Annotated in this window: 19 protein-coding genes; 9 read left to right on the forward strand and 10 right to left on the reverse strand. The window is 73.1% G+C overall.

Translation table 11 applies throughout. From position 1 onward, the window contains the following. Positions 1-112: 112 nt before the first annotated feature. Positions 113-2,620 (reverse strand): ATP-dependent Clp protease ATP-binding subunit, encoded by a 2,508-nt coding sequence (locus tag AB0D99_RS07660; RefSeq protein ID WP_362358047.1) that lies wholly within the window; start codon positions 2,618-2,620, stop codon positions 113-115. A gap of 297 nt (positions 2,621-2,917) precedes the next feature. Beyond that, entirely contained in the window at positions 2,918-4,534 is a 1,617-nt protein-coding gene (locus AB0D99_RS07665; RefSeq protein ID WP_362358049.1) for a PHB depolymerase family esterase, read from the reverse strand. Positions 4,535-4,734: 200 nt separating this feature from the next. Here AB0D99_RS07665 and AB0D99_RS07670 point away from each other — a divergent pair, with 200 nt between their 5' ends. After that, on the forward strand, positions 4,735-5,271 hold the full coding sequence (locus AB0D99_RS07670; RefSeq protein ID WP_362358165.1) for a tetratricopeptide repeat protein: 537 nt from the start codon (positions 4,735-4,737) through the stop codon (positions 5,269-5,271). 68 nt (positions 5,272-5,339) lie between these two features. Continuing rightward, complete coding sequence (locus AB0D99_RS07675) at positions 5,340-5,861, forward strand: nuclear transport factor 2 family protein (protein WP_362358051.1); 522 nt, start codon at positions 5,340-5,342, stop codon at positions 5,859-5,861. A gap of 107 nt (positions 5,862-5,968) precedes the next feature. Here AB0D99_RS07675 and AB0D99_RS07680 read toward each other — a convergent pair whose 3' ends face one another. From AB0D99_RS07680 to AB0D99_RS07690, 3 genes are all read right to left on the reverse strand, one after another. Then, positions 5,969-6,253, reverse strand: coding sequence for a hypothetical protein (locus AB0D99_RS07680; protein WP_362358053.1), 285 nt, complete (start codon positions 6,251-6,253; stop codon positions 5,969-5,971). A 191-nt stretch (positions 6,254-6,444) separates the two neighbouring features. Further along, positions 6,445-6,762 (reverse strand): cupin, encoded by a 318-nt coding sequence (locus AB0D99_RS07685; RefSeq protein WP_362358055.1) that lies wholly within the window; start codon positions 6,760-6,762, stop codon positions 6,445-6,447. Then, positions 6,755-8,047, reverse strand: a complete 1,293-nt coding sequence (locus AB0D99_RS07690; protein ID WP_362358057.1) for an MFS transporter — start codon at positions 8,045-8,047, stop codon at positions 6,755-6,757. Before AB0D99_RS07690 ends, AB0D99_RS07685 begins: the two co-directional genes overlap by 8 nt. 89 nt (positions 8,048-8,136) lie before the next feature. On the opposite strand from AB0D99_RS07690, the gene AB0D99_RS07695 reads away from it, so the two are divergent. From AB0D99_RS07695 to AB0D99_RS07710, 4 genes are all read left to right on the forward strand, one after another. After that, positions 8,137-9,021 carry a LysR family transcriptional regulator gene (locus AB0D99_RS07695; RefSeq protein WP_362358059.1) on the forward strand — a complete coding sequence of 295 codons (885 nt, stop codon included), beginning with the start codon at positions 8,137-8,139 and terminating at the stop codon, positions 9,019-9,021. 61 nt (positions 9,022-9,082) lie between these two features. After that, positions 9,083-9,973 (forward strand): EamA family transporter, encoded by an 891-nt coding sequence (locus tag AB0D99_RS07700; RefSeq protein ID WP_362358061.1) that lies wholly within the window; start codon positions 9,083-9,085, stop codon positions 9,971-9,973. 227 nt (positions 9,974-10,200) lie between these two features. Continuing rightward, positions 10,201-10,542: a DUF5713 family protein gene (locus AB0D99_RS07705; protein WP_362358063.1), complete on the forward strand. Its 342-nt coding sequence runs from the start codon at positions 10,201-10,203 to the stop codon at positions 10,540-10,542. Between the two features lie 198 nt (positions 10,543-10,740). Then, the gene (locus AB0D99_RS07710) at positions 10,741-11,535 is read left to right on the forward strand and encodes a uridine kinase (protein ID WP_362358065.1); all 795 of its coding nucleotides are present in this window, start codon (positions 10,741-10,743) and stop codon (positions 11,533-11,535) included. A 172-nt stretch (positions 11,536-11,707) separates the two neighbouring features. Here AB0D99_RS07710 and AB0D99_RS07715 read toward each other — a convergent pair whose 3' ends face one another. Further along, positions 11,708-12,292, reverse strand: a complete 585-nt coding sequence (locus tag AB0D99_RS07715; protein ID WP_362358067.1) for a TMEM165/GDT1 family protein — start codon at positions 12,290-12,292, stop codon at positions 11,708-11,710. 297 nt (positions 12,293-12,589) lie between these two features. On the opposite strand from AB0D99_RS07715, the gene AB0D99_RS07720 reads away from it, so the two are divergent. The 3 genes from AB0D99_RS07720 (at position 12,590) to AB0D99_RS07730 (ending at position 15,986) form a co-directional block, all read left to right on the forward strand. Then, positions 12,590-13,198, forward strand: a complete 609-nt coding sequence (locus AB0D99_RS07720) for a TetR/AcrR family transcriptional regulator (RefSeq protein ID WP_362358069.1) — start codon at positions 12,590-12,592, stop codon at positions 13,196-13,198. Then, positions 13,195-14,679, forward strand: coding sequence for an MFS transporter (locus AB0D99_RS07725; RefSeq protein WP_362358071.1), 1,485 nt, complete (start codon positions 13,195-13,197; stop codon positions 14,677-14,679). The genes AB0D99_RS07720 and AB0D99_RS07725 overlap by 4 nt, the downstream gene beginning before the upstream one ends. Before the next feature lie 203 nt (positions 14,680-14,882). Next, positions 14,883-15,986, forward strand: coding sequence for a PP2C family protein-serine/threonine phosphatase (locus AB0D99_RS07730; protein ID WP_362358073.1), 1,104 nt, complete (start codon positions 14,883-14,885; stop codon positions 15,984-15,986). A gap of 107 nt (positions 15,987-16,093) precedes the next feature. Here AB0D99_RS07730 and AB0D99_RS07735 read toward each other — a convergent pair whose 3' ends face one another. The 4 genes from AB0D99_RS07735 to AB0D99_RS07750 all read right to left on the reverse strand — a co-directional run bounded on the left by AB0D99_RS07735 (position 16,094) and on the right by AB0D99_RS07750 (position 19,975). Then, positions 16,094-16,900, reverse strand: coding sequence for a hypothetical protein (locus AB0D99_RS07735; protein ID WP_362358075.1), 807 nt, complete (start codon positions 16,898-16,900; stop codon positions 16,094-16,096). 389 nt (positions 16,901-17,289) lie between these two features. After that, on the reverse strand, positions 17,290-18,675 hold the full coding sequence (locus tag AB0D99_RS07740; protein WP_362358077.1) for an NtaA/DmoA family FMN-dependent monooxygenase: 1,386 nt from the start codon (positions 18,673-18,675) through the stop codon (positions 17,290-17,292). Next, positions 18,672-19,775 (reverse strand): LLM class flavin-dependent oxidoreductase, encoded by a 1,104-nt coding sequence (locus AB0D99_RS07745; RefSeq protein WP_362358079.1) that lies wholly within the window; start codon positions 19,773-19,775, stop codon positions 18,672-18,674. Before AB0D99_RS07745 ends, AB0D99_RS07740 begins: the two co-directional genes overlap by 4 nt. Before the next feature lie 68 nt (positions 19,776-19,843). Further along, on the reverse strand, positions 19,844-19,975 hold the full coding sequence (locus AB0D99_RS07750; RefSeq protein ID WP_362358081.1) for a putative leader peptide: 132 nt from the start codon (positions 19,973-19,975) through the stop codon (positions 19,844-19,846). Positions 19,976-19,989 lie beyond the last annotated feature (14 nt).

Here is a 19,989-nt window from a genome sequence, read left to right on the forward strand (position 1 = left end):
CGAACTGGCGGGGGGTGGACATGGGGCACGGCGGCGCCGGAAGGCGACCGGCATGGGGCCGCGGGGCCGGAAGGGGAGTCGTCACTTCCGTGCCCCGCGGGCTCAGGGGGTGTTACGCCGCCGCGGCCGAGGCGGCCTCCTGCTTGCGCACCCGGCACACCAGCGCGTCGTTCACGACGTCCGCCACGATCGTGTCGCCCGGGTCGGCCTCGCCGCCCAGGAGCAGGTCCGCGATCCTGTTGTCCAGCTCGGCCTGGATCGTGCGGCGCAGCGGCCGGGCGCCGAACTCCGGCTGGTGCCCGTGGGAGACGAGCAGCTTCTTCGCCGCCTCCGTCACCTCCAGCTCCAGGCCCTGCGCCCGGACCCGGCGTTCGCTCTGCCGCAACAGCATGTCGAGGATCCGGGTGAGATCGTCACCGGCGAGACCGTGGAAGATGATCGTCTCGTCGATGCGGTTGAGGAACTCGGGCGCGAAGTAGGCCCGCAGATCCTTCTTCAGGTCGTCCCGGATCTCGGACACGTCGCCGTGATGGGCCAGGATCCGCTGCGCGCCGATGTTCGACGTCATGATGACGACGCAGTGGCGGAAGTCGACGGTCCGTCCCTGGGAGTCCGTGAGCCGCCCGTCGTCGAGCACCTGGAGCAGGGTGTGGAAGACCTCGGGGTGCGCCTTCTCCACCTCGTCGAAGAGCAGGACGCTGTACGGCTGCCGACGCACCTTTTCGGTGAGCTGACCGGCCTCCTCGTGGCCGACGTATCCGGGCGGAGCGCCGACCAGCCGGGACACCGTGTGCTTCTCCTGGAACTCGCTCATGTCGAAGCGGACCATGCGGCCCTCGTCGCCGAACAGCAACTCCGCCAGGGCCTTGGCCAGTTCGGTCTTGCCGACACCGGTCGGGCCGAGGAAGAGGAAGGAGCCCACCGGACGGTTCGGGTCGCCCATGCCCGCCCGGTTGCGCCGTACGGCCTGGGCGATCGCGGTCACCGCCTCGTCCTGGCCCACCACCCGGCTGTGCAGGGCGTCCTCCAGCTTGAGGAGCTTCTCCTTCTCGCTCTGCGTCATCTGCGCCACCGGGATGCCGGTGCGCCGTGACAGCACCTCCGCGATGTCGTCGGCGGTCACCTCCATGACCCCTTCGCGGCGCTCCGCCACCCCCGCCAGCTCCCCCTCCAGGCGGGCGATCTCCTGCTTGAGCTCGTTCGCCTTCTCGAAGTCCTCGGCCCCGACGGCCTCGTCCTTCTCCCGGCGCAGCTTCGCCAGCCGGTCCTCCCGGCCCACGACCTCGGTCGACTTGCCCAGCGAACGCAGCCGCACCCGGGCGCCCGTCTGGTCCAGCAGGTCGATGGCCTTGTCCGGCAGGAACCGGTCGGAGACGTAGCGGTCGGACAGCTCGGCGGCCGCCGTGAGCGCGGCGTCGCTGTAGCGGATCTGGTGGTGGGCCTCGTAGGAGTCCCGCAGCCCTTCCAGGATGAGGATCGTCTCCTCCACCGAGGGCTCCGGGATCATCACGGGCTGGAAGCGCCGCTCCAGCGCGGCGTCCTTCTCGACGTACCGCCGGTACTCGTCGATCGTCGTCGCGCCCACCACATGCAGCTCGCCGCGGGCCAGCGCCGGCTTGAGCATGTTGCCCGCGTCCATCGAACCCTCGCCGGTCGCGCCGGCGCCCACCACCGTGTGCAGCTCGTCGATGAAGAGCACCGTCGAGTCCGCGTCCGCCTTCACCTCGTCGATGACGTTCTTCAACCGCTCCTCGAACTGGCCGCGGTACTGAGCGCCCGCGACGAGTCCGGACAGGTCCAGGGCGATGACCCGCTTGTCCTCCAGGGTCTTCGGCACCTCGCCCGCCACGATCCGCTGGGCGAGCCCCTCCACGATCGCGGTCTTGCCGACGCCGGGCTCCCCGATGAGGACCGGGTTGTTCTTCGAACGCCGGGAGAGGATCTCGACGGTCTGCTCGATCTCCTCGGCCCGCCCCACCACCGGGTCGAGCTTCCCCGCCCGCGCCTCCTCGGTCAGGTCCCGGCCGTACTCGTCGAGCGTGGGCGTCCTGCTCTCCGGTTTGGCCGCCGGTGCGCCCTCCGGCCGCACCGTCCGGTCGGCCGTGGTGCGCAGACCGTCGACATCCGTCCCGTACCCGCTCAGCACCCTCGCGGCCGCTCCGTTCGGGTCGTCGAGGAGCGCGCCGAGGATGTGCTCGGGCCCGATGTACGAGACTCCCGAAGCCTGCGAGCGCTCGTACGCCCGCAACAGGACCCGCTTGGCGGCCGGGGTGAGGCCCGGCTCGGCGGACGGGACGGCGCTCTCGCCCGGCAGGACCTCCGCGATCGCGTCGCCCAACGCGTCCGGGTCGGCGCCCGCCTGGGCGAGCAGACCACGGGCGGGGTCGATCTGGGTGCAGGCCCAGAGCAGGTGCTCGGTGTCCAGGTCGGCGCTGCCGTCCTCGGCGGCGCGCGTGGTGGCGCGGTCGAGGAGCTGGCGCGCGGAGTCCGTGAGCAGCCTGCCGATCGGAACCCGCTGCACGGCAGGGGGAGATGCCGAGGGCGACATGCCGAAGAAGCGGTTCAGGAGCTCGTTGAACGGGTCCGGTCCACCGAAGGAACCGAGGGGAGACATCGTCATCGGGTGCCGTCCAGGTACGTCGACGTCCGGGCAGTTCTCCCTTCACTGGAACAGCAACCGGCGCTCCCCACCCGGCGCCGTCGGTGACGGACCGTGGCGGGGAAGGACGCCGCCCGCGTGGACCTGCGGCGTCGGGCCGTCCGCCGGGCGGGCGAGTGCGCGCCGGTCCGTCCGCCGGACGGGTGATGCCCCGCGTGGGGGCGCCCGTCCGGCGGGCGGGTGCTGCCAGCGCCGGGGCGCCCGTCCGGCGGGTCGGGGTGCTGCCCGCGGAGGAGCGCTCGTCCGGCGGGTCGGGGATCAGCGGTACTCGACCGTCAGCGTCACCGGAGCCGCCTGGTTGACGAAGAGGTACGCCGTCGTGGCCTGGGCCGATGCGAAGCGGAGCCGGACCTGTGTCGTACCGGTGCGGTCGAGGGCCGAGAGCGCCGCCGGGGACAGGTCCGTGGAGGAGGCCGTGCCCGAGGAGAACGGGGCGATCTGCGCCCCGCCCGCCACCGTGGCAGCGGCCGACCAGTCCGACGCCTCGACCGCGCAGGCGCCGAAGCAGCCCCTGGTGACGTCCACGAGCAGGTTGTTGCCCGCGGGGGAGGCCCAGGGATCGCCGGAGCCGCTGCTGCGGGTCACGGTCAGATAGGCGCGGGTGATCTCCTTGCCCGCGGGGATCCGGGAGGTGTCGAAGGAGAGCAGCGCACGGTTCAGCTTGCCGTCGGTGCCCCGGCCGAGTGCCAGCCCGGAGGAGTCCTCCAGCGTGCCCACCGCCGGCGCCGATCCGTCGGCGGCCGCCTTCACATAGCCGTCCTGCGCGTCCACGCTCGACAGCGTCACCCGGTCCGCCGCGGGCGGGGGAGTGGTGCCGCGCAGCGCACGCACCATGCCCATGATCGCCTCGATCTGCTTGCCGCCGTGCCGTGCGTACGACGAGTCGCCGAGGTAACCCCACCAGTTCCAGCACCCGTTGGGATTGTCCAGGGTTCCCGTCGGAACGGCCTGCGGATAGAGCACGATCATGTCGTTGGTGTCGGCGTACTCGTTGAGGTACGCGTTGTCGATGAAGCGGGTGCCGAAGCCCTGGTACCCGTACCCCTGCTTGCAGCCGTGCAGCGCGACCATCAGGGAGCAGGTCGCGCCCCCGGCGCAGGACGTCGGGACGTAGACGAAGCCCTTGTCGTCCAGGGACAGCGGCGCCGCCGCGCCGCCGGGGGCGTAGGCGTTCTGGTCGAACTGGATCAGGCTCCCGCCGGGGGAGGAGCTGGGCGCGGCGACGGTGCCGAGGAGATGGCCGAGCAGCTCCCGCTCGGCGTCGACGCCGCAGTCGTTGATCCACGGATTCTGCGTGACCGTGCAGGAGTTGGGGCCGAGCGGGCTGATCCAGGCGTGTCCTGCCGCCGTGCTCCGGTTGTACTGCACGCGGGCGCCGAACCGCCCGTAGTAGTCGGCCAGCGCGTCCGCCACCGGCCGCTTGACCGTGGTGTCGTTCGAGCCGCTGAAGACGTAGACCGGGTCGCCCGCCAGGTTCGCCACCGGGTCGACCAGCCCCTGCGCCGACCAGTCCCGGGTGGTCTGCTCCAGCTTCGCGAGCTGAAGGTCCTGCATGGTGTCCATGCAGGCGTAGAGGGCGAGGTTCAGCGTGTTCTGCGCGCAGTCGTACGGACCCGAGGCGAAGGCCGCCGACCCGGTGAACGTACCCGAGTACGCCACATGGAGCTGGGTGGCCATGTAGCCGCCCGAGGACACCCCGGTGCTGTGGACGGCGTCGATCGTGTACGGCTGGAGTGCCCCGGGCACGGGGACGGGCGCCGCGGCGGGGGTGGCGGCCGCCGGAGTGGCGACGGGGAGGAGCGCCGCGGCGGCGAACAGCAGGAGCGCTGTCAGCCGGCGCGGCCCGCGGGCGCGGAGCGGGCGGAATGGACGCATGGGGTCTCCCGGGCGGCTCGTTCGGGTCGGGTCGATGGCCGGGAGGTTAGGGGCGGGCCGTGCGGCCCTCCTATGGGCCCGGCCGCCACAACCGCGGGGGTCGGGTATGGCGCGCCGTCATCTGGCAGCCCCCGTACGGCGGTTGCGAGCGGCCTGCGAGGATTGTCTCCATGAACGATGCCTCGATGAACGATGCCTCGATGAACGACGCCTCGACGAACGGCGCCTCGACGAACGACGACGAGCGGGACGGCCGGCTGGCCGAGGCCGTCGGGCTGCGCGAGCAGGGCCGGCAGGAGGAGGCGCGGGAACGGCTGGTGGAGCTCGCCGCTCGGTACCCCGACGACGCCGAGGTCGCGTACCAGACCGCCTGGGCCCACGATGTCCTCGGTCTGGAGGCCGAGGCCGTCCCCTTCTACGAGCGCGCGCTGAAGTCTCCCGGCGGCGGGCTCTCGCCTGGCGACCGCAGGGGCGCGCTCCTCGGTCTCGGCAGCACCTTCCGCGTCCTCGGCCGCTACGAGGAGTCCGTCGCGACCCTGCGCGGCGGGGTCGAGGAGTTCCCCGAGGACGGCGCGCTGCGCACCTTCCTCGCGATGGCACTGTTCAACACGGGCGAACACCACGAGTCCGCACAGCTGCTGCTGAATCTCCTCGCGACCACGAGCGACGATCCGGGCGTCCGCAGGTACCGGCGGGCGATCGAGTACTACGCGCGGGACCTGCACGAGACGGTGTGAGCCACCGAGGCGGAACCGGCCTGGGCGCCCCTTGACCTCAAGCGCGCTTGAGGTCGAATGATCGTGTCATGAACGAAGCGACCAGCACGACGAATCACCGCGACCACTTCGAGATCAGTGCCCTCGTCAGCGGCTTCTTCCGCGCCATGGACGAGCGGCGGTTCGACGAGGGTTGGGCCGACGCCTACTTCACCGACGACCTGCGGACGACGACGCCGATCGGTGCGGCGGAGGGCGCCGAGGCCATCCGGCAGGTGGAGGAGGCCGTCGGGCGCTTCGCCGCCACCCAGCACACCTCCTCCGACCTGCTCGTCTCGGTCGAACCGGACGGACGGACGGCCCGCGTCCGCTGGAACGCCCACATGACCCACGTCCATCTGGGCTCCACCCTGCACGCCCGAGGCGAGGGAGCCGATCCCCTCTTCACGGTCGGCGGTGTCTACGAGGGGGAGTGCCGGCGCACGGACGAGGGTTGGCGCGTCAGCCGGATGTCCGTGCGGGCCGTCTGGACCACGGGCGAACCGCCCGTACTACCCGTGGACATCGCCACCCGAGTCGCGGAGCGGACCGGCGCTCGGACGGCCGGCTGAGCCCAGTGCGCCCTTGGCCGTCCTCGCGAGGGCCCGGCGCCGCGTGTCCCCGGCGCTGCCCGGCCGGGGGCTCGCCCTGCCGGGCCGGGGGCTCGCCCCGAGCCCGGCTACGCGCCTTCGAGCAGCGACAGGAAGAGGGCCAGCGGCACGGTGGCGACGGCGAGCGCGAGGCCCGCCGCGGCAAGCCCGCCGCGGATCTCGCGCTTGCCACGAATCCCCAGGTAGGCGGCGATCACCGGGAGGATGCAGCAGAGAAGCAGACTGAAGCGCCAGCCTTCCTCGCTGAGGAAGAAGATCATCACGGCCACACAGGCCGGGACCGAAGCGACGGTGAACGCCCGGCTGCGGGAAAGGAAGAGTTCGAGGTCCTCGACTCCGTTGAAGAAACTCACGCCCGGTCCCTGCCCCGTCCTCGCCGCCGCCCGCCGTCGCATGATCGTAGCGGCCGGTCGCGGTACCCGACGCTCCGGCCACCCGGCACCGGCGGGCCCTTGGGCGCAGACGCGTACGCGGACCATGGCGCGATCGACGCGCCTACGGCGTGTATCGAAACTCCCACCTGCCCCGCGACGCCCGGCACGGCCTAGTCGTTGACGGCGGTCAGCAGGACGACCGCGTCCTCCAGAGCGGTGAGTCCGTGGCGCTCCTTCGGGATCATCTGGAGCTCCCCCGCCGACAACTCCTCGGACCACTCCGCAGCCGTCAGCCTCACCCGCCCCCGCAGCACCTGCAGACTCGCCGCCGGCGGCGCGTTGTGCTCGTCCAGCGCGGTGCCGGACAGCAGCGCGATCACGCTCTGCCGGAGCACCCCGTCGTGCACCACCACGTGGGCGCTCCGGCCGTGCGCGGCGGTGCGCGCGTTGGCCAGGTGTTCGTCGGCGAGGGCCGCGAGATCATGCATCGTCTCTCCCTGCGAGGGTGCGCGGGTCGTGAGTCCCAGCCTCGCGTGTGTCGCGCGGTGCGCAACTCGGGGCGGCGCCGCGTGTCACGGCGACCGAGAGGGCGGCCAGTGCCGTGAACCCGGCCGCCGCGGTGATCGTCACCGCCCAGCCGTACGCCCCGTACAGCCACACCGCCGTGAGCGAACCGAGCGCACCGCCGGCGAAGGTGCACAGCATGAAGACCGTGTTCACCCGGGCCGCGATCCGGCTGCCGAGGCCGAAGATCCTCGCCTGGTTGGCCACCTGGCAGGCGCTGGTCCCCAGGACCAGCAGATTCGCCCCGACGACCAGAGCCGCGAGCGAGAGTCCCCCGAGCCCGACGAGGCCGAAGGCGACCGCCACGCAGAGCAGCGACCAGCCGTTCACCGTCCTCGCTCCGTACCGGTCGGTGAGCCGCCCCGCGTACGCCGAGAGGAGCGCCCCGGGCAGGCTCAGGAGCCCGAACAGCCCCGCCGCCCCCGGGCCGAGACCCAGCGGCGGGGCGGCCAGGTGGAAGGCCAGCGTCGCCCAGAAGACGCTGAACGCGGCGAAGACCGCGGCGCCGGTCAGCGCCGACGCCCGTACCTCCGGGTGCTCGACGAAGAGCCGGGGGAGGCTCGCGAGGAGGCGCGGGTACGGCAGTCGGTCCGTCGCGGGCCGGCCGCGTACGGGGAGGGAGCGCGGCACGAAGAACAGCAGCGCGGCCGTCGCCGCGGCGGCCAGCAGATAGGCCGTGCGCCAGCTTCCGCCGGCGTCCGCGGCCGCGCCCGCGACGGTACGGGAGAGGGCCGAGCCGAGCGTGAGCCCCAGGCCGATCAGGCCCACCACCCGACCACGGTCGCCCGGCGCGCTGAGCGAGGCCGCGACCGGGGTGAGGACCTGCGGCAGGACGGTCGTGGTGGACACGGCGAGCGTGGCGACCGTCAGGGTCAGGACGTTGGGCGCCGCGGCGGCCACGAGCAGCCCACCGCTCGTCAGCCCGAGCAGCACGCCGGTGAGACGGCGGAGCCGGGCGGTGTCGGCGAGCGGCACGATGAGCAGCAGGCCGAGCGCGTAGCCGAGCTGGGCGGCGGAGGAGACGAGCCCCGCGGTGTGCGGGGAGACGCCCAGGCCCCGGGCGATGGCGTCGAGCAGCGGCTGCGGGAAGTAGATGTTGGCGACGGTGACCGCCCCGGCCACGGCCATCACCAGGACGTCCGGCCGGGTGACGGGTCGGACGTCGGGGCGGGCTGCGGCCCGGGGAGCCGCGTCGGTCGGGAGTTTCATGCCACCAGGCTGCTGGCGGCCGACCGGGCCGATCAAGGTGGAACAATGCAAGCGGCGTTTAGCGGAACTCAACGATGAGGGGCGGTGCGATGCTGGAACGGCACGAACTGGAGGCGTTCCTCACCCTCGCCGAGGAACTGCACTTCGGCCGCACGGCCGAGCGCCTCGGCGTCTCCACCGGTCGGATCAGCCAGACCGTCAAGAAGCTCGAACGCCGCATCGGAACCCCGCTCTTCGAGCGCACCAGCCGCAGCGTCCGCCTCACCCCGGTCGGCCGCCGCCTCGACGACGACCTGCGCCCCGCCCACGGCCGGATCCTCGCCGCCCTGGAGCGGGCCACCGCCGCCGGCAGAGGCGTTCACGGCACGCTCCGGGCCGGTTTCGGCGCCCCCTGGAACGGCGAACTGCTCGCCACGGCCGCCGGTTCCTTCCTCGCGCGCCACCCCGGTTGCGAGATCCACATCAGGGAAGTGCCGCTCGACGGCGGGACCCGGCCGCTCCTGGACGCCGAACTCGACCTCCTCCTCACCTCCTTCCCGGTCCGCGAACCCGGCCTCACGACCGGTCCCGTCCTCGGCTCCGACCCCCGGGTCCTCCTCGTCCCGGCCGCCCACCCGCTGGCCCGCCGGGAGTCCGTCACGCTCGACGACCTCGCCGACGTCCCGATGATCACCGCGGCGGGCACCAACTCCCGCTCCTGGCAGGACGTCCACTACCCCGCCCGAACCCCTTCCGGCGCGGCGATTCCCCGTGGGCCGGTGGCCGCCACCTGGCAGGAGGTGCTCTCCCATGTGAGCGCCGGCCGCGGAGTCTCCCCGGGCTCCGCCCGTGGCGCCCGCTACCATCCCCGCCCGGGCATCAGCTACGTGCCCCTGCGTGACGCGCCGCCCGTCGAGTACGGCCTCGTCTGGCCGACGGCCTCCGAGAACGCGCTGATCAGAGCGTTTGCCGAGGAGGTCGGCGCTCAGCCCTGAGGGAACCCGGGCCCGGTGTGTCCCGCACGGGGCGGCGGCGCGCCACGGCTACGGTGGCCCGGTGCAGCGTGCCCCAGACCGCGTGACGCTCGCCGTGTTCCTGACCGTGGCGGTCCTCGCGGGCGGAAACGCGGTCGGCGTCCGGTTCAGCAACCGTGAACTGGATCCGCTGTGGGGCGCGGCCGTGCGGTTCGGCGCCGCGTCGCTGCTCCTGCTGGCCGTGATGGCCGTCCGGCGACTGGAGTTCCCGCGCGGCCGCGCGCTCGCCGGGGCGATCCTCTTCGGCGTCCTCAACTTCGGTGTGACCTTCGCGCTGGCGTACTACGCGCTGGTCCACATCCATGCCGGACTCGGCCAGACCATCCTGTCCCTCGTCCCGCTCGCGACCCTGCTGCTCGCGGTGGCGCAGGGGCTCGAACGCTTCCGTCTCATGGCGGCGGTCGGCACCGTCTTCGCCACCGCCGGCGTCGCGGTCATCTCGCACGCGCCCCTGGAGGGCGGTGTGCCCGTGCTTTCCCTCCTCGCGATCCTGGGCAGCGTGCTGGCGTTCGCGGAGGCCACCGTGCTCGTACGCCTCCTGCCGAAGGTCCACGCCGTCACGATGAACGCGGTGGGCATGACCGCCGCTTCCGTCCTGCTGTTCGGCGGCTCGCTCGTCGCCGGCGACACCTGGCGCCTCCCGGACCGCGCCGCGACCTGGTGGGCGCTGGCCTATCTGGTGGTGGCCGGCTCCGTGCTGACCTTCGTCCTCTTCCTGTTCGTGGTTCACCGCTGGGACGCGTCACGGGCGGCGTACGTCTTCGTCGTCATCCCCGTCGTCACCATCCTGGTCTCGGCCTGGCTGGACGACGAACCCCTCACCGCCTCACTGCTCATCGGCACGCCGCTCATCCTGACCGGGGTGTACCTGGGAGCCCTGCGCAAGCCGCCCGCGCGGGAGCGCGCCGCATAGAGCGCGCGCGACGCGCAGTCGTGTGCCGTTCGTGCCGCGCTCGTCGGGACTTGGGTCGTCAACCACCCCACCGAGTGGTGGCACTGGGCGTCCGGCGACTGCCACAGGGGCCTCTCGATCGGCGCTCCCGCGGCTCCCCGGGGACAGGAGAACCCCGAGCGGAGGCCGTTGTCAGTGGTGTGGGGAACGATGGACACGATCGGTGATCGAGAGGTGAAGGGGACCGCATGTCCATCACGAACCAGCAGGTGACGGAGTACGCCTTTCTGCGCGCGCTGTACGAGGACGGGTACTACCCGGACAGCGTCGTCGACAAGGGGAAGGCGATCCTGCAGCGGCTCTGCGAGCGCATCGAGGCCGAGCAGCCGGCCGATCTGACGGCGCTGTACGCGCTCACGGAGGCGGCCACCGAGGAGTTCAACGCCCTGGAGGCGGACTTCCTGGAGGCGGGGAGCGAGATCGAGACCGTCGCCCGGGAGGAGATCGCCGAGAACTTCTGGTTCGTCGCCCACGCCTATGGATTCGCGGACGCCGACATGGAGGAGCTGGTGGCCGCCAGGGAGTGGTGACGGCCCGGCGTGGTGCCGTCCGCCGGCGCGGTCGGTCTCGTGGGCCGGGGTGACGCCCTCGCGGGCCGGGTGACGCCCCGGCCCGTCGGTGACCTCGCGGTCGGCGCGTGACCGTGAGGCCGTGCTCCACCGAGGAGTTGGGGCGGTGGGACCCCACCCGGCTGTCCGCCATGTGGACGGCCTGGGTAGGTTCGGCCCATGACTGCGCAGCGAGCTGACATACACCTTTCACCCTCGACCTGGCAGCAACCGGTCCCGGCGCCGGCGTCCGCCGAACGGGCCGCTCTGGTCGAGGAGACGGCACGGGCGATCCTGGCCCGCGGGTCCGGCCGCCTGCTCGTCGGGATCGACGGACTCACCGCGGCCGGCAAGACCAGCTTCGGCCACGAGCTGGCCGAATGGATGGCGGATGCGGGACGGCCGGTCCTGCGGGCGACGCTCGACGACTTCAAGAACCCCTGGAAGGACAGGCACCTCTACGACCGGGAAACCGGTGAGGGCTACTACCGCAACGCGTACGACTACGCGCGGCTGAGGAGTCTGCTGCTGGATCCCTTCCGGTCGCCCGAGGCGAACTCCTGCGCCCTGTGCGGAATCGATCCGCTCACCCAGGTCGACCACTCCGAGGAGCGTGCCCCGCTCGCGCCGGACGCCGTGCTCGTCGTCGACGGGATCTTCGCCTTCCGGCCCGAGATCGACGACTACTGGGACTACCGCGTCTGGCTCGACGTGGACCCGGAACTCTCCGTGCGCCGAGGCACGGAGCGGGACCAGAACTGGGCGGGATCGGAGGCGGAGGCGATTCACCGGGACCGCTATCTGGTGGCCGAGCGCATCTACCTCGCCGAGGTCGACCCGCTGCCGAGGATGGATGTCCTCATCGACAACACGGACTTCGCCCGCCCTCGTGTGCTCGCCCCTCGGCGCCCCACCGCGGAGTTCGCCGCCGAGGCGCGGCGTGACCGGGACGGGGGCGTCTCGCACGTCGAGTAGGTACGGGACGCCCGGCCGGTGGGAGTGCACCGACCGGGCACCTCGTTCGGTTGGCCGACGGAGAATCTCGGTCGGCCGACGGGATCTCGGTCTGCCGATGGCGAATCTCGGTCGGCCGACGGGGATCCCGTCCGGCGACGGGGATTCCCGGCCGGCCGACGGAAATCCTCGGTCAGCCGACGAAGATCTCGGTGAGGGACCAGATCGCCAGCGCCGCCATGCAGAGGCCGCCGATGCGCTGGACCGTCTTCAGCGGGACGCGCTTGGCGATGAAACGGCCCGCCACCAGCGCCAGGGCGGAGACGCTCATCAGGGCCGCGGCCGAGCCGATCGCCGTCGACCAGGTGCCGTTGGTGGCGGCGAGGTTCGCCGTGGTGATCTGGGTCAGGTCGCCCCACTCACTGATGAAGACGGCCATGAAGGCCGTCGAGTAGACGGGCCAGAACCCGGTCACCGTCCTGCCGCCCGTGTCGTCCTCCTCGTCGTCGCCCCCGCTGCGCAGCAGCATGAACGCGCCGAAGGCGAACAGCAGGGCCGAGATGAGTTTGACGATCCAGTCGGGCAACAGGCCGATAAGGCTGCCCGCGCCCACGGCGATGGCGACATGCGCGACGAACGCGGTCGAGGTGCCGAACCAGACGTACAGCGGACGCATCCGCGTGCCCATCGCGAGGGACGCGAACATCGTCTTGTCGGGAAGCTCGGCGAGGAAGATCAGCCCGAAGGCGGTGAGGATCGCCAAGGGGTCGAGGTGCATACCGTGGGCTCTCTGCTCGGTCCGGGCCCGGGATCCGCACGGCACCACGGTGGGCGACGGGAAGAACCACTCGGCCCGGCATGACGGACCACACCCACGGAACGCGGGCATGGCGAATGCCTGGCCGAAGGTCTCGCCCGTCCGCGCTTCCGCAAGGACCCGGTCACCGGGAACCCGAGGGCTCCAGTGTGTCGACGACCGGTTCGCAGGGCTACTCCCCTTCGCTGTCGAACAGTGTAGCGGAGTCCTCCGTCGATCTTGGTAGACACTGTCTACGCAGCCTGGTAGACAGTGTCTATGAGTGAAGAGACCGAGGCCGGCGTGCGCGGCCGACTGATCGACGCCGGCGTCGAGCTGGTGCACACCCAAGGGGCTCAGGCGCTGTCCCTCCGGGAGATCGCCCGGCGCGCCGGGGTCTCCCACGGGGCGCCCCGCCGCTACTTCCCGACCCACCTCGACCTGCTGTCGGCCATCGCCCACGAGGGCTTCGTCGAGCTCACGGACCGCGTCACCGCCGCGCTCGCGGCGGAGCCCGGGGCCCCCGAGGGGCCTCGCGCCGCCCTCGCCGCCCTCGCCCGCGTCTACCTCGACTTCGCGCTGGACCGTCGTGGCATGTACGAGCTGATGTTCCGTCACGACCTGCTCGAGAGCGGGCGGCTCGGGCTGCGTGAGACCAGCCTGCCCCTCTTCGATCTGGTCGCCCGGCTCGTCGCCCGCGCCCGCCCGGCGGCGGGCCCGGGCCCCGAACCGGCCACGGTGGCGGCCGCGCTCTGGGCCAACCTGCACGGCATCGCCCAGCTCTGGGGCTGGGGCAGCCTGCAGCTGGCCGCCCGTACGGACGACGTGGAGCCACTGCTCCGCGCCGCCCTCGACGCCCATCTCGGTCCCGAGGCAGGTGCGCGGTGATACGGCAACGGCGGCTGACCCTCGCCTGCAGCGTCGTCGGCGCCGCCGTCGTCGCCCTCGACGGCACGGTGCTGACCCTCGCGCAGCCGGCCCTCCAGCGCGACCTCGGGGCGGGCTTCGCCGAGGTGCAGTGGACCAGCACCGGATACCTCGTCGCCGTCGCGAGCCTGCTCGTCTTCGCGGGCAGGCTCGGCGACCGCTACGGTCACCGGCGGCTCTTCGCCCTCGGCACGCTCGGCTTCGCCGCCGCTTCGGCGGGCATCGCGCTCGCCCCCGGGATCGGCTGGGTGATCGGCCTGCGCGTGCTCCAGGGCGTGTGCGGGGCGCTCCTGCAACCGGCCACGCTGGGAATGCTGCGTGCCGCGTTCCCGTCCGACCGGCTGGCCATGCCGATCGCCCTGCGCACCAGCGCGATCGGACTCGCCGCCGCGGCGGGGCCGCTCATCGGCGGTGCGTCGGTCGACGGCTACGGCTGGCGGTCCGTGTTCGTGCTCACCGCGATACCGGCGGTCGTGATCGGCCTCCTGGCCCTCGCGGTCCCGGCGGCCCCGGCCGCCGTCCCCGCCCCGGCCGCAGGTTCCCCGGCGGGCCCGCGTTCGGCCGCACATCCCGCGTCCGCCGACCCTTCGTCCGCCGCGCCGCGTCCGTGCGGCGCCTCCCCGGCCTCGCTCGACCTGCCGGGCGCGGTGCTCCTCGCCGCCACGCTGGGCGGTCTCGTCCAGGTGCTCGTGGCCGTGCCGGAGAGCGGCTGGACCATGGTGACCGTGCTCGCCCTCGGTGTCGCCCTGGCCGCCGGAGCCGCCTTCGCCCGACACGAACGGCGCACCGCCCGTCCTCTCGTGCCACCGGCCCTTCTGCGGTCCCGGCCCGTCGTCGCCGGCCTCGCCACCCTCCTGGCCGCCTCGGCCGCGCTCTTCGGCTCGCTCTTCGTGGCGACGTACTTCCTCCAGGACGTACGCGGACTCGACCCGCTGTCGACCGGTCTGTGGGTGTTGCCCCTCGCCGTCATGATGGTGGTCGGCGCACCCGTCGCTGCGCTGCTGCAACGCCGCTTCGGCCCACGCCGCACGACGGTCGGCGGGGGAGCGATTCTCGCCCTCGGTGTGCTGCTGCTCTCCCGGCTCGACGCGTCGGCGACGGCGCTCCCGACGGGTGCCTGCTTCGCCCTGCTGGGCGCCGGTTTCGGCACCGTCATGGCCACCGCCACGGCCGTCGTCGTCCACCGCGCGCCGGTGGCGGAGGCCGGAGTCGCCGGCGGGCTGCAGCAGACCGCCATGAACGTCGGTCCGGCGCTGGGCGTCGCGACAGCGACGCTGATGATGACCCTCGACGCGGCGGGCGGTTTCGTACCGGCGATGGAGACCGCGTTCCTGGTACTGGCCTGCGTCGCGACGCTCGGCGCGGCGGCCTCGCTCGGCCTGCCCGGACGCACCGCCCCCGTGGAGGAGCCTGCGGCGCCCCGGCCCGTGCCCCGCCCCTGACCGGTCACGTCCCCGGCCCGGCACGAACGGGCCCGAGCCGCCCGACCCTTCCGCGAACACGTCCCGCGCGCGCCGGGCCCCTCTGCGGACGCGCCCCGCGCGCCGGGTCCTGCTGTGGACATGCCCCGCGCGCCGGGTGCTTCCGCGGACACGCCCGGTCCCGGCGTCCGGCTCGCGCCGCCCTCACTGCGTACGATCACGAAATGCCCTCAGGTGATCACCGCGGCCGCTCCCTTTCCCGGTCGCGCACGCAGATCAACATCGGCCGGGCGCTCCCGATCCTGGTCATGATCCTGACGGTCCTGGCCGACTCCCTCACCGCCGACGCCGAGCGCTACGACCGGCTCCTGGCCGCCGCGCCCGCACTCGCCGCCGTCACCTGGAGCGTCCGGGGCACCGCCCTCATCGGTCTGATCGCCATGGTGGTGGGCTGGGCGCTGGCGGCGGACAGCGGCGAGCCCTTCTATCCCGTCATCCTCGCCAACGAACTGTCTCTGGCGGCGGTGACCGTGGTCGCCGTCTGGGTGAGCCGGGCACGGCTGCGCTACGAACGGAACCTGCGCGAGGTCACCGCCATCGCCGACGTCGTGCAACGCGTCGTGCTCCGCCCGCTCCCACCCGCGCTCAGCACGGTCGACCTGCACCTGCTGTACGTCGCCGCGGCCGCCAAGGCCCGGATCGGCGGGGACTTCTACGAGGCCGTCCCTGTGCCCGGGGCCGTACGCGTGATGCTCGGCGACGTCCAGGGCAAGGGGCTCGGCGCGGTCGAGACCGCCTCGGTGCTGCTCGGCTCCTTCCGCGCCGCCGTCTACGACGCCCCCGACCTCTCCGCACTGGCCGACCGGCTGGAGGAGGGCCTCAGCCGTTACGGCGCCTGGGACCCGGACTCCGACGCGGCCGAACGCTTCGCCACCGTCGTTCTCGTCGAGATCCCCGACGAGGGCAACGTCGCCCGCCTCCTCAGCTGCGGTCACCCCGCACCGCTGCTGCAGCACGGCAACTTCGTGCGGCCCGTGGACTTCACCGACCCGTCGCTGCCCATCAACCTGGCCGGCCTGCTCCCCTCCCACCATCGAGTGGAAGAGGTCCCCTTCGGCCCGGGGGACCGGCTGCTGCTCTTCACCGACGGGGTCAGCGAGACCCGCGACCGCGCGGGCACCTTCTACCCCCTCCAGGAGCGGATGTCCCGGTGGGTGACGGAGCCGGGCGAACGGCTGCCCGCCCTCCTCCACGAGGACCTGACCGAGTACGGCTCGGGCGGCCTCGACGACGACGTGGCCGCGCTCCTCGTCGTCCGGCACCCCTAGATCGTCTCCGGGAAGCCTCGCCTCGCTCGCGGCGTCAGCGCCCGGGACCCCGCCCTCGGCCGCGGAGGGGGCGGCCGGCACCCCTGGCGGCCGGGACCCCGCCCCGGTCACCCGAGGGGTTCCGGCACCGACTCGTACAGCACCGTGTGGAACCTGCCCGCCGACTCGCGCCCCGTCGGATCCGCCCCCAGCGCGCGGACCGCCTCGACGGCGAAGCGCTGCTCCTCCACGTCCGTGAACAGCCGCTGCGGGTACGTCCGCGAGGGATCGGAGACGGTCCGCAGCCCGTAGGCAGCCAGACAGTCCGCGATCGGCCGGTACGAGACCGTGCGCAGGACGAAGGCGCTCACCCGGACCGGGCGACCGGCCCATGCGAGGAGCGCGGCGAAGGTGCGCCTGGTGAGGTAGCTGCCGCCGCCGGTCAGCGTGATGAGACCGACGTCGGTCATCGCGGCCCTCAGCCGGGGACTCGGTGGCGCGTCCTCCAGGTTCTCCGCGAAGGCGTCGTCGAGGAGCCCGACCTCGCGCGCGTACCGCAGCGCATGCCCCGCCACGTCGAGCCCGATCACGGGCGCGGCGTCCGAGCGGCGCCGGGCGGCGTAGAACTCCTTGTCCCGGAAGGCCAGTTCGGTGGAGGTCAGACCGCCGACCGCCGGATCGGTATAGCGCGCGTACAGCTCGGTCAGGGTGACGTCGTGGTTCAGCAGCGCGGCGTTGATCCCGTACGAACAGCACAGGTCGAGCACGGTCCCGCCGCCACGCTCGGCCGCCGCGCGCCGGAAGGCGCCCTGGGCGCGCTGCGGTATCTCGTACTCCAGCGGCGCGAGGCGCCGGAAGTACGCCCGCGGGTCGGGCTGGTCGTAGATGTCGTCGAACCGCGCCTTGCCGCCCGTACCCGACCCGGATCCGTTCATCCGTCCCGCCTTCCTCGCGCCGGCGGCACCCGCGCCGTACGCGCCTCGCGCCGCAGGAACCGCGACCGGTGGGCATCCTGCTCGGAAGGCGGCCCGGCGCTCGCGTCCGCATCGGGGACGCACGACGACTCCACCCGGACCGAGCGGCGGCTCCCGGGCGGGGCCCACACCTCCAGGATGGTCTCGCCGCCGGCCGACCGCACGGGGGCGAACCCCGGGAGCGGGCGGGTGCTCCGGGCCGCACGCGCCCCACACGCGAGGTTCCGGGCGTTCGGTGTCGCGGACGCTCGGATTCCCTGTCTCGCGCGCCGTCCATGCGCTCTCCCGTGGTGTTCTCCCCGGTGGCGGGCAACCCGGCCCGCCACCGGGGAGCCCCCGCGCCGTGGTCGCTAGAACTCCCCGGCGCGCGGTCGACGGGGCTCGCGCAGGCCGAGATGGTCCCTGAGCGTCGTGCCGGTGTACGCGCTGCGGTACGCCCCGCGCTCCTGGAGCTCCGGCACGAGCAGGTCCACGATGTCGTCGAGCCCGTCCGGGATCAGATACGGAGAGATGTTGAAGCCGTCGACCGCGCCGTGCCGCGCGAAGCGGACGAACTTCTCGGCGAGACCGGCGGGCGTGCCCACATGCCCGCGCTGCGGCCCCAGCTCGATGACCGTCTCCCGCAGGGACCAGCCGTTGGCCTCCGCCTTCGCACGCCACTCGGCGACCACGGCCCGCGGGTCGGCGACCCTGCGCGCGCCGAACGCTCCCGTGTTCTCCACGACCACAGGCTCCTCGGCCGGCAGGGGGCCGTCGGCGTCCCGCTCCGACAGATCGAGGCCCCACAGCAGCCCGGCGATGCCCAGCGCGGTCGCGGGAGTGACCTGTTCGAGCCGCACCCAGCGCGCCTTCTCCTCCGCCTCCTTCTCGGTGGCCCCGATGATGATCTCCGTGCCGGGCAGGATCCGCAGATCGTCCTCCGGTCGGCCCGCCGCACGCAGTCGGCGCCGGATGTCCTCGGCGAAGCCGAGCGCGTCGTCGAACTCGGTACCGTGGGCGGAGAAGACGACGTCCGCGTGCCGGGCCGCGAAGTCGCGGCCGTCCGGGGAGTCGCCCGCCTGGAAGATCACCGGATGGCCCTGCGTGCTGCGCGGCAGCGTGGGCGCCAGGTCGAGATCGAACTGCGCCCCTCGGTGCCGCACGCGGCTCACGCCGCCGGGCACCGACCAGGACCGCGCGTCGGCGGTGTCGGCGATCGCGCCGTCCGCCCAGCCGTCCCAGATCGCCCGGGCGGCGGTCAGGAACTCCTCGGCGCGCCGATAGCGGTCGGCGTGGTCGAGGAACCCGCCGCGGCGGAAGTTGGCACCGGTCCACGCGTTGTCCGTGGTGACGATGTTCCAGCCGGCCCGTCCCTCGGAGAGGAGATCGAGTCCCGACAGCCGCCGGGCGAGATCGCCCGGCTCGTTGAACGTGGTGTTCGAGGTGCTGACGAGGCCGATCCGCTCCGTCACCGCAGCGAGCGCGGAGAGCTGGGTGATCGAGTCGGGGCGTCCGGCGACGTCCAGGTCGTGGATGCGGCCCTCCACCTCGCGCAGGCGCAGCCCGTCACCGAGGAAGAACGCGTCGAACAGGCCGCGTTCGGCCGTCCGCGCCACCCGGCGGAACGAGGCCGGGTCGATCTGCGACCCGCTCGCGGGATCGGACCAGATCGTCCAGTGGTTGACCCCCTGGAAGAACACGCCGAAGTGCAACCGCGCGTCGGGGCGCGGCACGTCGGTGAGGTCGGCGCGGGTCACCGTACGGCCCCCTCGGTGAAGCGGCTCGCCGGGCGGGGCAGCCCCAGCACGGCGCGGAGCGTGGCGCCGGGCAGCGGACGGGCGACGATCCGCCGGGCGAAGAGCTCCGGCAGGACCAGCCGGGACAGCACGGCCAGGTCCTCGTCGAGGACGAGCGGGTGCAGCCGTACCCCGTCGACGTGACGACCCAGTTCGTCGAGGAGCGCGACCAGTCCGGAGGCGGAACCGGTGTAGCGGAGGCGGGGACCTTCGTCCGGCGAGGGCGGATCCCAGGGCGTATGGCGTTCCAGATCCGCGACGCGCTCCCGGGCAGCCTCCCGCGGGGTGTCCAGGGCCACTTCGACCTCGGCGAACGCGAGCGGTGTGCCGGCGCCGGCGGCGGCCTCGCCCACCTCCGCCGGGGTGGCGCCGCCCACCAGGGAGATGTCGATCAGTTCGGAGGGTACGAGACCGGTGCGGGCGATCACCACGGGCCGGCCCTGGGGCGGTCGCGGCACGATCGCGGGGCCCTTGACGGAGTACGTCTCGCCCGTGAAGTCGATGAAGTGCAGCCGGTCCCGGTCGAGATAGCGGCTCGTGGCCACGGACCGGATGACGGCGTCGTCCTCCCAGGAGTCCCACAGGTCGCGCACCACGCGGAGGGCGTCACGGGCCTCCCGCCCCAGGGCCTCGGCGCCCTCCACCCGGGGCCGCCCCCAGGCACGCGCGGCCGCGGCGCCCTCCTCGGTGGTCACCAGCCATGCCGCGCGCCCGACGGAGACGTGATCGAGGGAGGCGAGCCGGGAGGAGACGTGGAACGGTTCGGCGTAGGTGGTGGCGACGGCCGGGGCGACGCCCAGGACCCCGGTCGACGCGGCGACGAACGCGGCGCGCTCCACCGCGCCGAGGCGCCCCACCGGGTCGGCGCCGGAGCCAGGCGGCAGGAGGGCGTCCCGCAGGGTGACGAAGGTGAGGCCGGCGTTCTCCGCGACGGCCGCGACCCGCGCGAGCCGACGCGGGCTCAACAACTCGCCGGGTGTGTGGGCGGCCCGCCGCCAGGCGGCCGGGTGGGCACCGTCGCCGTCGATCTCCAGGGCGAGGTGCAGGGCTGGACGGGGCATGAAGGTCCTTCCGAAGGCACACGTGAAACCGCCGGGCGCGTCGAGGCGCGACCGGGGTGAGGAGGTGATCAGACGTGCGCGGAAGGACAGATGGCGGAGGACGTACGGCAGAGGTCGACATGCCGTCGGCAGCACAGTCGCGCACCGGCCCGCACGCCACCACGGGGCGTCGCAGTCGGTGTCCGCACGGGTGCCTCCACACATCCGGAAAGGA

Origin of the sequence: Streptomyces sp. NPDC047971 (genome assembly GCF_040653355.1) — a bacterium.
GTDB lineage: Bacteria > Actinomycetota > Actinomycetes > Streptomycetales > Streptomycetaceae > Streptomyces.

Excerpts from the sequence above, each read along its gene's own strand:
- AB0D99_RS07660 (WP_362358047.1), bottom strand. The coding sequence starts at position 2,620 with ATGACGATGTCTCCCCTCGGTTCCTTCGGTGGACCGGACCCGTTCAAC.
- AB0D99_RS07665 (WP_362358049.1), bottom strand. The coding sequence starts at position 4,534 with ATGCGTCCATTCCGCCCGCTCCGCGCCCGCGGGCCGCGCCGGCTGACA.
- AB0D99_RS07675 (WP_362358051.1), top strand. The coding sequence starts at position 5,340 with ATGAACGAAGCGACCAGCACGACGAATCACCGCGACCACTTCGAGATC.
- AB0D99_RS07735 (WP_362358075.1), bottom strand. The coding sequence starts at position 16,900 with ATGAACGGATCCGGGTCGGGTACGGGCGGCAAGGCGCGGTTCGACGAC.
- AB0D99_RS07690 (WP_362358057.1), bottom strand. The coding sequence starts at position 8,047 with ATGAAACTCCCGACCGACGCGGCTCCCCGGGCCGCAGCCCGCCCCGAC.
- AB0D99_RS07720 (WP_362358069.1), top strand. The coding sequence starts at position 12,590 with ATGAGTGAAGAGACCGAGGCCGGCGTGCGCGGCCGACTGATCGACGCC.
- AB0D99_RS07715 (WP_362358067.1), bottom strand. The coding sequence starts at position 12,292 with ATGCACCTCGACCCCTTGGCGATCCTCACCGCCTTCGGGCTGATCTTC.
- AB0D99_RS07705 (WP_362358063.1), top strand. The coding sequence starts at position 10,201 with ATGTCCATCACGAACCAGCAGGTGACGGAGTACGCCTTTCTGCGCGCG.
- AB0D99_RS07695 (WP_362358059.1), top strand. The coding sequence starts at position 8,137 with ATGCTGGAACGGCACGAACTGGAGGCGTTCCTCACCCTCGCCGAGGAA.
- AB0D99_RS07745 (WP_362358079.1), bottom strand. The coding sequence starts at position 19,775 with ATGCCCCGTCCAGCCCTGCACCTCGCCCTGGAGATCGACGGCGACGGT.
- AB0D99_RS07730 (WP_362358073.1), top strand. The coding sequence starts at position 14,883 with ATGCCCTCAGGTGATCACCGCGGCCGCTCCCTTTCCCGGTCGCGCACG.
- AB0D99_RS07685 (WP_362358055.1), bottom strand. The coding sequence starts at position 6,762 with ATGCATGATCTCGCGGCCCTCGCCGACGAACACCTGGCCAACGCGCGC.
- AB0D99_RS07710 (WP_362358065.1), top strand. The coding sequence starts at position 10,741 with ATGACTGCGCAGCGAGCTGACATACACCTTTCACCCTCGACCTGGCAG.
- AB0D99_RS07670 (WP_362358165.1), top strand. The coding sequence starts at position 4,735 with ATGAACGACGCCTCGACGAACGGCGCCTCGACGAACGACGACGAGCGG.